Below are 12,915 nucleotides of genomic sequence, written 5' to 3' on the forward strand. Positions count from 1 at the left end.
GAATCGGTACAATTTTTGCCATGGCGGAGCAGCCGGTCGCCCCGACGTCACTCGAACTCGTTCTGGAGACCGACACGGGCTCCACGGTGATGAGCCCGGGCCACGACTACCACGTCGGACGTGATCCGTTGAGCGACATCGTGTTCGACGATGCCCGGGTCTCATGGCACCACGCCGTGCTGAGCCGTGGCCACGACGGCTGGACGCTCAGGGACGAGCAGAGCACCAACGGCACTTTCGCCGACGGCCTGCGCATCCGGGAGTGGGACGTCCGCCCCGGCAGCGTGATCCGCTTCGGCAATCCCGACGACGGCCCCCGAGCCGTCCCGCTCGGCCCGCGCGCACCCGCCACCGACCGCCTGCCGGGGATCTCGCGTCCCGAGCTGACCGGAACCTTCCACGCGCCGAGCAGCGTTCGGCCGCTGCCCGCGCACACGATCCGGATCGGCCGCTCCGACGGCAACGACCTCGTCGTCGACGACCTGACCGTCTCCCGCCGCCACGCCGAACTGCGCGCCCTCCCGGACGGCGGCCACGAGATCGTCGACCTCGGCAGCCACAACGGCACCTATCTCAACGGCCGACCCGTCACCCGCGCCCCGGTCGGTCCCGGCGACATCATCGGCGTCGGCCATGTCGCGTACTGCCTGGTCGGCGACGCACTCCAGGAGTACGTCGACCGCGGCGAGATCTCCCTCGACGTGCAGGACCTCACGGTCGCCGTCGACCACGGCAGCAAGGTCCTCCTCGACCACGTCTCCTTCCCGGTGGGGGAGAAGTGCCTGCTCGCGGTGGTCGGACCGAGCGGCGCCGGAAAGTCCACGCTGCTGCACGCCCTGACCGGCCAGCGCCCCGCCGACCACGGCACCGTCCTGTACGACGGCCGCGACCTGTACCACGACTACGCCGAGCTGCGCGGGCGCGTCGGCCTGGTCCCGCAGGACGACATCCTGCACCCCCAGCTCACCGTGCGCGCCGCCCTGTCCTACGCCGCCGAGCTGCGCTTCCCCGAGGACACGGCGAGGACGGAACGCCTGGCCCGGGTGGACGAGGTGATCCGGGAACTCGGCCTCGAACAGAGCGCCGGGCAGCCCGTGCACAGCCTCTCCGGCGGGCAGCGCAAGCGGGTCAGCGTGGCCCTGGAACTGCTGACCAAGCCGTCGCTGCTGTTCCTGGACGAGCCGACCTCCGGCCTCGACCCCGGCATGGACAGGTCGGTGATGCACATGCTGCGCGGTCTCGCCGACGACGGCCGCACCGTCATCGTGGTCACGCACAGCGTCCTCAGCCTCGACGTCTGCGACCGCCTCCTGGTCCTCGCCCCCGGCGGCCGGATCGCGTACTACGGCATGCCCGACGACGCGCTCGCCTTCTTCGGTTTCGAGCAGTGGCCGGAGGCCTTCGAGGCCTTCGACCGCGACCACGACCGGGACTGGGCCGGGGAGTACCGCGACTCGCCGTTCCACCGGCACTACGTCGCCGAGGCCACCACCCAGCCCCGCCTCCCGGACTCCGCGCCGGTCGCGCCCGCACCACCGCCCCGCCCCCGCAGCCGGGGTGCCCAGCTCGGCACCCTCGTCCGCCGCTACACCGCCGTCCTCGCCGCCGACCGCACCTTCCTCGCCGTGATGATCGCCCTGCCGTTCGTGATGGGCGCCATGGACCGCGCCCTCGCGGGCGGGAGGCTGACCCCGGACACCGCGATGAACGCGCTGCTCATCCTGTGTGTCGGCGGTGTGCTCATCGGCGCCGCCAACGCGGTGCGCGAACTCGTCAAGGAACGTGTGGTCTACCGGCGCGAGCGCGCCGTCGGGCTGCCCAGATCGGCGTACCTGATGTCCAAGGTCGTCGTCCTGGGCACCATCACGGTCGTCCAGGCTGTCGTCCTCACCCTGGTCGCCCTGCTCGGCGTCGACCTCGGCGCCCCCGGCGGCCACGGCGTCCTGCTGCCTCCCCTGGCCGAGATCACGCTCGCGGTCGCCCTGCTGGCGTTCACCGCGATGATGCTCGGCCTGCTGGTGTCCGCGCTGGTGCGCAAGGAGGAGGTGACGATGCCGCTGCTGGTGCTGCTGGCCATCGTCCAGGTCGTCTTCTGCGGCGCCCTGCTCCCGTTGCACGGCGTGCCCGTCCTCGAACAGCTGTCCTGGCTGGTGCCCTCCCGCTGGGCGCTCGGCGCCATGGCCGGCACGGTCGACCTCGCCCGGATCGTGCCCGGCGACCTCACCGCCGACCCCCTCTTCCGGCACTCGGCCGGCGTCTGGCTGCTGGACCTCGCCATGCTGCTGGTGCTGTCCGTCGGTTACGGTCTCCTGGTCGCCCGGCTGCTGCGCCGGCACGAACCCGCCGTGATGCGGAAGTAGGCGGCGCCATGACGAAACAGCAGCCCCCCGGATTCCGGCCGACCCACGTCGTCCCGCCGAACGGCATGCCCGCCTGGGAGGTCCCGGACCCCTCCCGGCCCACGGTGCCGCTCGACCCGCTGCTGCCCGTGGTGCTGGTGGAGCGGCTCGGCGACTGGGGACACATCCGCTGCGCCAACGGCTGGGCCGCCTGGGTCGACGGCCGCCACCTGATCGCCGTGCCCCAGGACCCGCCCGCCGGCGACGGCCCGCCCACCGGCACCTCCGACCCGCGCCCGCTGCTGGCCCGCGCCGAGGAGGCCCTGGCCGACTACCGGTCCGCGGTGGAGGAACTCGCGGCCGGAGACCTGGACGGGCAGTCCTTCGGGGACCGCACCCGCGGACTGCGCATCGGGGTCGTGCTGGACGGCGAGTCCATGTGGGTGTACGACCCCGAGGAGGAACGGTGGCTGTACGGCGACGGACGGCGGCTGCACACCTACGCCACCGACCGGACCCCGTCGGACGAGGACACCGGGCACGCCCCCACCCGCTTCGCGGCCCCCAAGGGTGAGTCGTGATGGCCCGCCAGACCAGCCTGTCCTCCCGTCGGCCCTCGCAGCTGATCGGGTGCCAGGTGGCCGGTTACCTGGTGCAGAGCGAGATCGGTCGCGGCGGCATGGCCGTCGTCTACCGCGCCCGCGACCTGCGTCTGGACCGCACGGTCGCGCTGAAGCTGCTGGCCCCGGAACTCGCCCGCAACGACACCTTCCGGCAGCGTTTCACCCACGAGTCCCGGGTGGCCGCCGCGATCGACCATCCGCACATCGTGCCCGTCTTCGAGGCCGGCGAGACGGACGGCGTGCTCTACATCGCCATGCGGTACGTCCCCGGCAGCGATCTGCGCCATCTTCTCGACGAACGTGGACCGCTGCCGTTCGAGGTCGCCGTGCGCATCGCCGCGCAGGTGGCCTCCGCGCTCGACGCCGCCCACGAACACGGACTGGTCCACCGGGACGTGAAGCCCGGCAACATCCTGGTCGCCCGGGGCACCGACAGCGAGCACCCCGAGCACGTCTACCTCACCGACTTCGGACTGACCAAGAAGTCGCTGTCCCTGACCGGGTTCACCAGCGTCGGCCAGTTCGTCGGCACCCTCGACTACGTGGCCCCGGAGCAGATCTCCGGGCGGCCCGTCGACGGGCGCTGCGACGTCTACGGCCTCGCCTGTGTCGTCTACGAGACCCTGGCCGGACACCCGCCCTTCGTGCGCGAGGACGACATGGCGCTGCTGTGGGCCCACCAGTACGACGAGCCGCCCCCGCCGAGCGAGTCCCGCCCCGACCTCGTACCGGCCGCCGACGCCGTCTTCGCCAGGGCCCTCGCGAAGAGCCCGGATGCCCGCTACGACACCTGCCTCGACTTCGTCGCCGCCCTGCGCACGGCCCCGACCGGCGGCGTCGGCCACGACGACGGTGAGGGTGACGGAGACGGCGAACCGGACACCGAGACGGACCTGCGGAAACCGGCCGAACCCCCGCAGCCTCCGGAGTGGGCTCGGCCCTTCTTCCGCTAGAGGGGTTCCGAGAGGGTCTCTAAGGCGTCTCGACCTTGCCCCTCCGGTGCACCGGCCGGGCCAGCAGCGCGCCCAGGAAGCCGGCGGCCAGCCCCCACAGCGCACCGAGTCCCACCGCCTGCCACAGCTGGGGTTCGAGGAACAGCTCCCCGGACAGACCGCCGCCCAGCTCGCCGATGCCGAGCAGGGACAGGCCGTAGTGCGCCGAGACCCGGCACAGCAGACAGATCATCAGCACTGTCAGGGCCAGGGCGACGGCCAGCCGCAGGGCGTGCTGCCAGGCCCGGACCCGGGCCGGGGACCGCGCCGCCATCAGGAAGGCGACCCCCGACACCACCACCACCTCCGTGATCAGCAGCCACCACATCCCGTGGTCGTACTCGGTGAGCGTGCGCAGATTCAGCGTGGCGACATCGGGCGTGCGCAGGATCCGGTCCAGGACATGCGGCATCGACAGGCCGAACGGACCCTCGACCCGGCCGTGCCAGGTGGCGCCCTGACCGAGGGTGAGGGCGAGCCAGGCCAGGTTGGGCAGGCCGAGCAGGATCACCGCGAACGTCTCGGCGGCGTGCCCGCGCGTCACCGCCGACATCAGTGCGACGACGAGGCCCAGGACGACATAGGCCAGCAGCAGGACGACCATGGCGTGCGCGGCGGGGCGCACCGACTCCTGGCAACGCAGCAGGCGCCCCGGCAGTGGCGCGCCGGGCGCGACCAGCACGGTCAGCACCAGCACCCCGGCCAGCCACAGCAGCCCGAACAGTACGGTCAGCGGCACGTTCGTGGTGAACCCGACCTTCGGCGTCGCGTCGAACAGGTCGGTGAGATCGCTGAGGGTGCCGTTGCCCACGTCCACGGCGAAGGTCTGCCGGGCGGCGAAGGAGAGGCCGAGCAGGGCGACCAGCCACAGCACCGCGATCCGGGCGGCCCAGCCCGCCAGTTCCCGGGCCGAGGCGACCGCCCGGTGCCGCAGCGGGCGCAGAAAACCCGCGCCGATCACCAGTGCACCGGCGAGGGTCACCGACAGCGGGATCACCGTGAGGCCGGCCCGGGTCTGTGCCAGCACACCGGCGTTGCCGGAGAGTTCGAGCGTGCCGCCCACCGCCGCCACCACGGTCGCCGTCACCACCCGGGCGAAGGCGCCGTCCGGCAGATCCGCCGCTCCGGCCGCCCACAGGCCCAGTGCGGCGAGTACGACCATGACGGCCAGCCCGGCCAGCACCGCGGCCGCGGCCTGCACCCAGCCGTGGCGGGCGATGGGCCGTGCGGGGACGGTCTCAGGGCTCACCCTTGCCACGCTAGGCAGTGCGCGGGCACCCCGCCCGCCGGGTGGCCCGTCCGCGTCGGCTTGCGAGTCACATGGGGCAGGAGCACACAATAGGGGGAATTGTGCTGCCAAAGCACAGCGAACGGTACTTTCTCTGATATAAGCCACGCTTCGCGACGGGAAGCGCGACGGGAAGAAGTGCTCGTGAGCGTCGAACCTCCGTCATCCGGCCGCCCGACGGGACCGCCCTCCGGCCCGCTCTCGGGACCCTCCCAGCCCCCCTCCGGACCGCCCGAACCACCACCCGGCGGAGGCTCCGGGGCAGGGGCCGGTGGACCGCACCGGCCGTGGTGGAGGTCCGCCCCGCGCGTGGCCGCCCTCACCGGCGTCGTGGTAGCCGCGGTCGTGGTGGCGTTGGTCCTCACCCGCCCCGGCGGCGGAGGCACCGCGCAGAGCGGCGAGGTCTTCCTGCAGGCCGCGAGCAAGACCGGCCCGGACCCCTTCACGGAGTCGACCGTGACGGAGAGTTCCGCCCCGCCGAAGACCTCCGCCCCGCCGAAGACCTCCGCCCCGGCCAACACCTCCGCCCCGCCGAAGACCTCCCCGCCGAAGACCTCCGCCCCGGCCAACACCTCCCGGGCGACCACCTCCGCACCCGCACACGTCAACCAGGTGCGCGTGGTCGACGGCGGTGCGCCGGGCCTCTACAGCGGTGTCCAGAGCCGCCCCAGCTGTGACGTCGGGAAGCAGATCAGGGCCCTGCAGGCCGACCCGGCCAAGAACCGCGCGTACGCGGCAGCGGTCGGCGTCCAGCCCTCCGCCGTCCCCAGCTACCTGCGCTCGCTCACCCCCGTGACGCTGCGTGCCGACACCCGCGTCACCAACCACGGCTACCGCAACGGCTCCGCCAGCCCCTACCAGGCCGTCCTCCAGTCGGGCACCGCCGTTCTGGTCGACGGACACGGCGTGCCCCGGGCGCGTTGCGCCTGCGGCAACCCGCTGGCCCCGCCGGTCGCCCAGCGCACCACGACACGGCAGACGGGCGACCACTGGGCGTCGTACCACCCCGCGAACGTCATCGTGGTGCGGCCCACCATCGTGGTCGTCAACGTCTTCGTGGTCTACGACCCCCACCACGGCGACTGGTTCCACCGCCAGCGCGGCGATGACACCGGCCGCCACGACCAGCACACCAAGCCGCCCCGCGACACCCACCCCTGGAGCGTCCCGCCGACGCCGATGCCGACTTCGACCAGCCCCTCGAACTCGTCCTCGTTCTTCCTGTCCTCCTTGTCCCCCTCGCCCTCGTCGCCTTCGTCTCCTTCGCCCTCTTCTTCGTCGTCCTCGACATCGGCTTCGCCCAGCTCCGAGTCGCCCTCGCCGTCGTCGTCACCGACGTCGCCGTCGTCCGAGTCGCCCTCGCCGTCTTCGGAGTCGCCCTCGTCGGAGTCGCCGTCTTCGGAGTCCCCGTCTTCGGAGTCCCCGTCGTCGAAGTCCCCGTCCTCGGAATCACCGACCTCCGAGTCCCCGTCGTCGAAGTCTCCGTCTTCGGAGTCACCGACCTCCGAGTCTCCGTCTTCGGAGTCCCCGAAGACGGAGAGCTCCACTTCGGGAGCGCCGTCCTCGAAGTCATCCGTGTCGGAGCCCCCGTCCAGCCAGGGTGAGTCCCCGAAGACCCAGCCGTCGGCGGAGAAGTCCAGTGCTCAGGAGCAGCCGTCGGCCCAGAACTCGCCCGCCGAGAACTCTCCGGCCGAGAGCCCGCCCGCCGAGAACTCCCCGGCCGAGAACGCCCCGGCTACGTGAGCGGCCCCACAGTCCCGCCCCGGCGGCTGTGACAAAGCTCGCTGTGCGCGGTCGGTGAACGCACCGGGGGACTGCCGGGCCCGGCTCTGGGTACGAGGACTGGTGCAACACTGAACGGCCGGATCGGGCCTCCGGGAGAGACACGCATGACCGAATACCTGGGCGGGGCAGTGATACCGACTGGTTTCGACGTACCCGTGGAGCCGCTGCGACGCGCGGCGCACTACACCGGCGAACCCGGATGCATCGGCGACGCACGGGCCTTCGCGGCCCAGTTCCTGCAGCAGCTGAGGACCGAGTGGTGCGCCACCATCGACAGCCGGGCCGACGGCGAGCTGCTCCTCGTCGTGAGCGAGCTGGTCACCAACGCGGACCGGCACAGCAGCGGCCCGTACATCCTGGAGCTGGAGGGCACGGACACCGCCGTCACGGTGGTGGTGTACGACAGCAGCTCGGCCCTGCCCCGCCTGTTCCCGAAGGACCCCGAGCGCGTCGGCCGGCACGGTCTGGAGATCGTGCACGCCCTGGCCGCGCAGGTGACCGTGGAACGCGTGCCGGTCGGCAAGCGCGTGTGCGCGCGGGTGGAACTCGGGCCCTAGGGTGAGGGGGTGAGCAACCAGGTGAGCAACGAAGCCCGTGTGATCCCGCTCCGCGCGGAGCCGAACCGGACCGAGTCGAACCGGACCGAGTCGAACCGGACCGAGTCGAACCGGAACGAGGCGATCCGGACGGAACCCGCCCGTCCCCAGCCGGTCCGGACGGACGCTCCGGAGCCCGCGCCCAGGGAGCCCCTGTGGCGCGATCTGGTCGGTGAGGTGCTGCGCCGTGAGCGGCTGGCGCAGGAGCGCACGCTCCGGGACGTGGCCGACGAGGCCCGGATCTCCCTGCCCTATCTCTCCGAGATCGAGCGCGGCCGCAAGGAGGCCTCCTCCGAGGTCCTCGCGGCGGCCGCCCGCGCGCTCGGCCTGGGCCTCGGCGACCTGCTGTCGCTCGCGCAGGGCGAACTGACCCGGCACTCCGCCGCGGGCCGCCGTACGGCCGCGGTGCCGCAGCGCCCGTACCAGCCGTACAACGGGTTGTGCCTGGTGGCCTGAGGCGCGGGCCCCGGTCCGCTCAGCCGATGCCCTTCTCGCGCAGCTGCCGGAAGAAGGCCCGGAGGTCGGCGGCCAGCAGGTCCGGTTCCTCCAGGGCCGCGAAGTGCCCGCCCCGGTCGAACTGCGTCCAGCGCACGATGTTCTCGGTCCGGTCCGCCTTGTGACGCAGCGGGATCTGGGGCTCGGCCGGGAACAGGGCGAGGGCGGTCGGCACCGTGGACGGCTCGGCGGGCCGGGTGGTCCGGCCGCGCGCATGGGCCCGCTCGTAGTAGATGCGCGCGGACGAACCGGCCGTGCCGGTCAGCCAGTACAGTATGACGTTCGTCAGCAGCCGGTCCCGGTCCACGGCCTCCTCCGGCACCTCCTCGGAGTCGGTCCACTCCCGGAACTTCTCGACGATCCAGGCGAGTTGACCTACCGGCGAGTCCGTCAACGCGTACGCCAGGGTGTGCGGCCGGGTGGCCTGCAGGACGGCGTAGCCCGTGCCCTCGCGCGACCACTGCGCCCACCGCCGCCACGAGGCGAGGGTGTTCTCCCGTTCGTGCGCGCCGAGCCCGCTCAGTTCCTCGGCGCCGGGCTCGGTGGCGGCCTGGGCGCCCGGCAGCAGGGTGAGGTGGACGCCGATCACCCGGTCGGGACGGGCGCGGCCCAGCTCGCGGGAGACGACCGCGCCCCAGTCGCCGCCGTGTGCGCCGAAGCGCTCGTAGCCGAGCCGCCGCATCAGCTCCGCCCAGGCGTCGGCGACCCGGGCCGCCTCCCAGCCGGGCTGCGTGGTGGGCCCGGAGAGACCGAAGCCCGGGAGGCCCGGCACCACGACATGGAACGCGTCGGCGGCCTCGCCGCCGTGCGCCACCGGGTCGGTGAGCGGCCCGACGACGTCCAGGAACTCGACGATCGACCCCGGCCAGCCGTGGGTCAGGATCAGCGGGGTCGCGTCCGGCTCGGCGGAGCGCACATGGGCGAAGTGGACGTGCGCCCCGTCCACGGTGGTGGTGAACTGCGGCCACTCGTTCAGCTGCGCCTCGGCGGCCCGCCAGTCGTACTCGTGCCGCCAGTACCGGGCCAGATCCCGCAGATAGCCGCCGGGAACGCCGTACTCCCAGCCCGCCCCCGGCAACTCGGCCGGCCAGCGGGTGCGGTCGAGGCGGTCGTACAGGTCGTCCAGATCGCTCTGCGGGACCGACAGTCGAAACGGCCGGATGGTCTCGGCGGACGCAGACGTCATGGCCCGGATGCTAGTACCCGGCGGGCCGTGTCCCCGGCAAGCCGGCCGGTGGCCGGCCGATGAGTTTCGGGGCGTGGGCCGGTCGATACACATGACCGTGTTCCACGCTCCAGGAGGTGCGCATGACCACCGACGGATTCACCACGTGTCTCTGGTTCGACGGCCAGGCCGAGGAGGCCGCCGACTACTACGTGTCGATCTTCAAGAACTCCAGCGTCGGCCGCGTCGGCCGCTTCACCGAGGCCGGGCCCGGACCGGCCGGTTCCGTGGTGGCCGTGGAGTTCACGGCCAACGGCCACAAGTTCGTCGCGCTCAACGGCGGCCCCCAGTTCACGTTCAACGAGGCGATCTCGTTCCAGATCTTCTGCGCCGACCAGCAGGAGATCGACTACTACTGGAACCGGCTCACCGAGAACGGCGGCGAGGGCGGCCCCTGCGGCTGGCTCAAGGACCGGTACGGCGTCTCCTGGCAGGTCGTCCCCGACCGCCTGATCGACATGATCGGCGACCCGGACCCGGAGAAGGCGAGCCGCACCAGCCGCGCCATGCTGAGCATGGGCAAGCTCGACATCGCCGAGCTGGACAAGGCGTACGCGGGCGAGTAGGCCGGTCCCACGGCGGACTGGGCCGCTACCCTGCCTCGGCGAGGATCTCGGCGATCACATGCCGGGAGTTCTCCGCGAGCACCGGGTTGGTGTGCCAGTAGTACGGCAGCTGGATCAGCGAGATCGACAGCGCCCAGCCCCGCCCGCGCGCCCACTCGGCGTCGTCGGCGCCCACGGTCTTGCGGAAGGTGTCGCGGGCGGTCGCGGGCAGCAGGTTCCAGGCCACGATCAGGTCCACGGCGGGATCACCGACCCCGGCACAGCCGAAGTCGATCACCGCGCTCAGCCGCCCGTCGGCCACCAGGACGTTCCCGGGGGACAGATCGCCGTGCATCCAGGCCGCTGGCCCGCCGTGCTCCGGGGCGCGCAGCGCACGCTCCCACAGGGTGGTCACCGTGTCGGTGTCGATCCTGCCGGTGAGCTGCTCCAGGGCCGCACGGGTCGGTTCGTCGCGGGTCGCGAGCGGGACACCCCGGCCGGCGGACGGCCCGTCCCGGAGGTCGGTCCGGCGCAGCGCGGCCACGAACGCCCCCAGCTCCTCGGCCAGCCGCTCCGGCGCCTCGACGGCACCCGCGACCGGGTTGCGGCCGTCCAGCCAGCGGTACACCGACCAGGGCCACGGAAAGTCCTCGTCCGGCTCGCCGAGCCCGGCCGGCTCGGGCGTGGCCACCGGAACGCGCGACCCGAGGAGGGGCAGCCAGCGCTGCTCGTGCACCACGTCGGCCACGGCGCCGGGATGCCGGGGCAGCCGCACCACCAGTTCCGTCCCCAGACGGAACATCGCGTTCTCGGTACCGGAGGACTCCAGACGCCGGACGGGCAGCGACGCCCAGGCGGGGAACTGCCGTGCGACCATCCGCCGGACCAGCGCAGCGTCGGTCCCGACCTCGTCCTCGTGCATCTTCACCGCACACATGGGGCCCCATCCAAGGGCCCGGCGCGTCCCCCTGTCGAGCGAAATACCGAGGGGCGGCGTCGTCGGACACCGCCCCCGCCCGTCGGGCCGCCGGGATCAGACCCGGTCGGCCACGATCAGCAGGTACTGGAAGCTGCCGTTGCGGTACGCGGACAGGAAGGTGTCCTCGATGCCCGTGACCAGGTGGTCCGCCTCCTTGCGCAGTTCCCAGTAGGGGATGGTGGCCTGCGTCAGGTCCTCGACGTGCACCGGCACCAGCCGGTTGCGGGCCATCGCGCGGAAGTACTCCGACCTCGGGTGGATGTCGCAGATGTAGTGCGCGTTGATCAGGGACACCTCGCGCGAGGCCTGCCCGTAGGTGTCGTTGTAGCAGCCGGTGATCACCACGTACCGTCCGCCGCGGCGCAGCAGCCGGGCGTGCTCGGCGAACAACAGGTCCAGCTCGACGTACATGGTGGACTCGTTGTTCCACGACGCGGCGTACGCGCCCGACTCGAAGCCGGTGTCGAGCATGTTGCGGTGGTGGTAGCGCACCTTGCCGTCGATGCCCCGCTTGCGGGCCATCTCGTTGGCGAAGTCGGCCTGCTTGGCGGAGATCGTGACACCGTCGGAGTGGCAGCCGTGGCGCAGGTTCGCCACCACGCTGCCGCCGCCCCGGCCGCAGCCGGCGTCGAAGACGCGGTCGGCGGGGGTGAGCGGGCCGAGGTGGGTGGCCAGCAGCTCGGCCTGGGCGTGCTCGAGACGGTGCAGTTCACCGGTCACCCGCGTCTTGCGCAGATCCGGGTCGGGCTCGTCGAGTACCGACCAGTCGGCGTCCCCGATGCCGTAGTGGTGGTGGTACAGGTCGTCGATCTTTCCGAGTTCGAGGTTGACCGGGTTCTCCTCGGCGTTCCAGTAGTCCGCGACACGGGTCTGGTACGTGGACTGGGTCGGCACCGGAGCTGACGTGGGGGTCTTCCGGGCGACAGGGGCGGTGGTCAACAGTGACTCCTCGAAGTGCGTCTGACGGTGTTTCAGCGAACTGGTGGGATCACCAGTAGTCGGGAAGGTGGTAGCGGGTGGAGTTGGTGGAGTGCCACTCGTGGTTGCCGGCGACCCAGGCGGACAGCCCCTGGGCGTAGCGCTCGACGAGGGGCGAGGTGGCGGACAGGAGGGCGGACTCCTCCTCGAAGGCCTCCATGATCCGGTTGTGGATCTCGACGGACCTCAGATAGGCCGCCTTCAGGCCGCGCCGGTCGTTGGCGGCGACCACCTGGGGCAGATTGAGGTGGTCCGGATCGCTCGCCAGCTCCTTGGTGAAGGAGTACAGGTCGTTCATGATGGTGGTCGCGTTGCACGCGAGAGCGGTGATCCGCTGGATCTCCGGCCGGGCGTAGACCTGCTCGGGCAGTTCGTAGCCGTCCACCGCGTCGACGAGCGACAGACAGGGGCGGAAGTTGTTGAACTGCCGCATCACCAGGTACTCCCAGACCCGCGGCACGTACTTGGTCTCCATCCAGGCGGCCTCGCCCAGGTAGCCCATGTGCAGCCGGGCCATGTCGTGCACGAACCGGTCGGTCTGGCTGGGCGTGGCGATGGCCGCGTAGTCCGCGAGGGCGAAGTGGTACGAGCGCAGCGGACCGTCGGCCCGGATGCCCTCGCGCCACTCCTCCTCCAGCTCCGGGATGCCGTGGAAGGGGTCGAGCGCCGACTGGGCGATGATCAGCGGGCCGCCCAGACCGCGCCGCGATCCGCCCCGGCCCTCGTCCTCCTCGCAGTAGCAGGAGTCGACGATGTTCTCGGCGAGCAACAGCTTGCCCGCGGCGGTGAGGCGGTCCAGGTCGAGGGCGCCCGGATGCTGGAGTACGACGGCTCGGCCGAACTGGAAGTCCGAGAAGTCCCCGGTCCAGGCCTCGGGAAACAGATCCAGGTCGCGGGCCCAGGTCTCGAGCCGGCGGTCGATCTCGGCGGCCTTCTCCGGGTCGGCGGGAACGGCCGGCCGGTGGTGCAGTCCGGGGATCACCCCGGTGCGCCGCGGACGGCGCATGCTCTGGGCGATGTTCGGCGGCCCGGGCAGTGCGTAGGTGTGGGTGGGTGTGCTCATGGCGTGC

11 protein-coding genes and 1 pseudogene are annotated in these 12,915 nt (G+C 72.0%); 7 read left to right on the forward strand and 5 right to left on the reverse strand.

Annotated elements, in window-relative coordinates; all coding sequences use genetic code 11:
- The first annotated feature begins 20 nt into the window (after positions 1–20).
- From ACIF83_RS06470 to ACIF83_RS06480, 3 genes are read left to right on the forward strand one after another with little or no spacing between them, the layout of a single operon-like run.
- The gene (locus tag ACIF83_RS06470) at positions 21–2,360 is read left to right on the forward strand and encodes an FHA domain-containing protein (protein WP_399723929.1); all 2,340 of its coding nucleotides are present in this window, start codon (positions 21–23) and stop codon (positions 2,358–2,360) included.
- Positions 2,361–2,368: 8 nt separating this feature from the next.
- Entirely contained in the window at positions 2,369–2,920 is a 552-nt protein-coding gene (locus ACIF83_RS06475) for a hypothetical protein (protein WP_393476802.1), read from the forward strand.
- A complete protein-coding gene (locus tag ACIF83_RS06480; RefSeq protein WP_393476799.1) occupies positions 2,920–3,915 on the forward strand; it encodes a serine/threonine-protein kinase in 996 nt (331 codons plus the stop codon). Before ACIF83_RS06475 ends, ACIF83_RS06480 begins: the two co-directional genes overlap by 1 nt.
- Before the next feature lie 19 nt (positions 3,916–3,934).
- Here ACIF83_RS06480 and ACIF83_RS06485 read toward each other — a convergent pair whose 3' ends face one another.
- A complete protein-coding gene (locus ACIF83_RS06485) occupies positions 3,935–5,203 on the reverse strand; it encodes a streptophobe family protein (RefSeq protein WP_399723933.1) in 1,269 nt (422 codons plus the stop codon).
- Between the two features lie 183 nt (positions 5,204–5,386).
- Between ACIF83_RS06485 and ACIF83_RS06490 the strand changes: the two are divergent.
- From ACIF83_RS06490 to ACIF83_RS06500, 3 genes and pseudogenes are all read left to right on the forward strand, one after another.
- Positions 5,387–6,733, forward strand: a pseudogene (locus ACIF83_RS06490) (DUF6777 domain-containing protein); the annotation flags it as partial.
- A gap of 398 nt (positions 6,734–7,131) precedes the next feature.
- Positions 7,132–7,584: an ATP-binding protein gene (locus ACIF83_RS06495; protein WP_393476793.1), complete on the forward strand. Its 453-nt coding sequence runs from the start codon at positions 7,132–7,134 to the stop codon at positions 7,582–7,584.
- A gap of 9 nt (positions 7,585–7,593) precedes the next feature.
- The gene (locus ACIF83_RS06500; RefSeq protein WP_399723936.1) at positions 7,594–8,079 is read left to right on the forward strand and encodes a helix-turn-helix domain-containing protein; all 486 of its coding nucleotides are present in this window, start codon (positions 7,594–7,596) and stop codon (positions 8,077–8,079) included.
- A 19-nt stretch (positions 8,080–8,098) separates the two neighbouring features.
- On the opposite strand, the gene ACIF83_RS06505 is transcribed toward ACIF83_RS06500, so the two are convergent.
- Positions 8,099–9,304: an epoxide hydrolase family protein gene (locus ACIF83_RS06505; protein ID WP_398138221.1), complete on the reverse strand. Its 1,206-nt coding sequence runs from the start codon at positions 9,302–9,304 to the stop codon at positions 8,099–8,101.
- 122 nt (positions 9,305–9,426) lie between these two features.
- On the opposite strand from ACIF83_RS06505, the gene ACIF83_RS06510 reads away from it, so the two are divergent.
- Positions 9,427–9,909 carry a VOC family protein gene (locus tag ACIF83_RS06510; protein ID WP_393476785.1) on the forward strand — a complete coding sequence of 161 codons (483 nt, stop codon included), beginning with the start codon at positions 9,427–9,429 and terminating at the stop codon, positions 9,907–9,909.
- A gap of 25 nt (positions 9,910–9,934) precedes the next feature.
- Here the strand turns inward: ACIF83_RS06510 and ACIF83_RS06515 are convergent, their stop codons facing one another.
- From ACIF83_RS06515 to ACIF83_RS06525, 3 genes are all read right to left on the reverse strand, one after another.
- Positions 9,935–10,825 (reverse strand): aminoglycoside phosphotransferase family protein, encoded by an 891-nt coding sequence (locus ACIF83_RS06515; protein ID WP_398138223.1) that lies wholly within the window; start codon positions 10,823–10,825, stop codon positions 9,935–9,937.
- A gap of 96 nt (positions 10,826–10,921) precedes the next feature.
- Complete coding sequence (locus ACIF83_RS06520) at positions 10,922–11,806, reverse strand: geranyl diphosphate 2-C-methyltransferase (protein ID WP_393476779.1); 885 nt, start codon at positions 11,804–11,806, stop codon at positions 10,922–10,924.
- Positions 11,807–11,855: 49 nt separating this feature from the next.
- Positions 11,856–12,908, reverse strand: a complete 1,053-nt coding sequence (locus ACIF83_RS06525; protein WP_398138224.1) for a family 2 encapsulin nanocompartment cargo protein terpene cyclase — start codon at positions 12,906–12,908, stop codon at positions 11,856–11,858.
- Positions 12,909–12,915: the final 7 nt, after the last annotated feature.

Origin of the sequence: Streptomyces sp. NPDC085866 (assembly GCF_044541035.1) — a bacterium.
Lineage (GTDB): Bacteria > Actinomycetota > Actinomycetes > Streptomycetales > Streptomycetaceae > Streptomyces.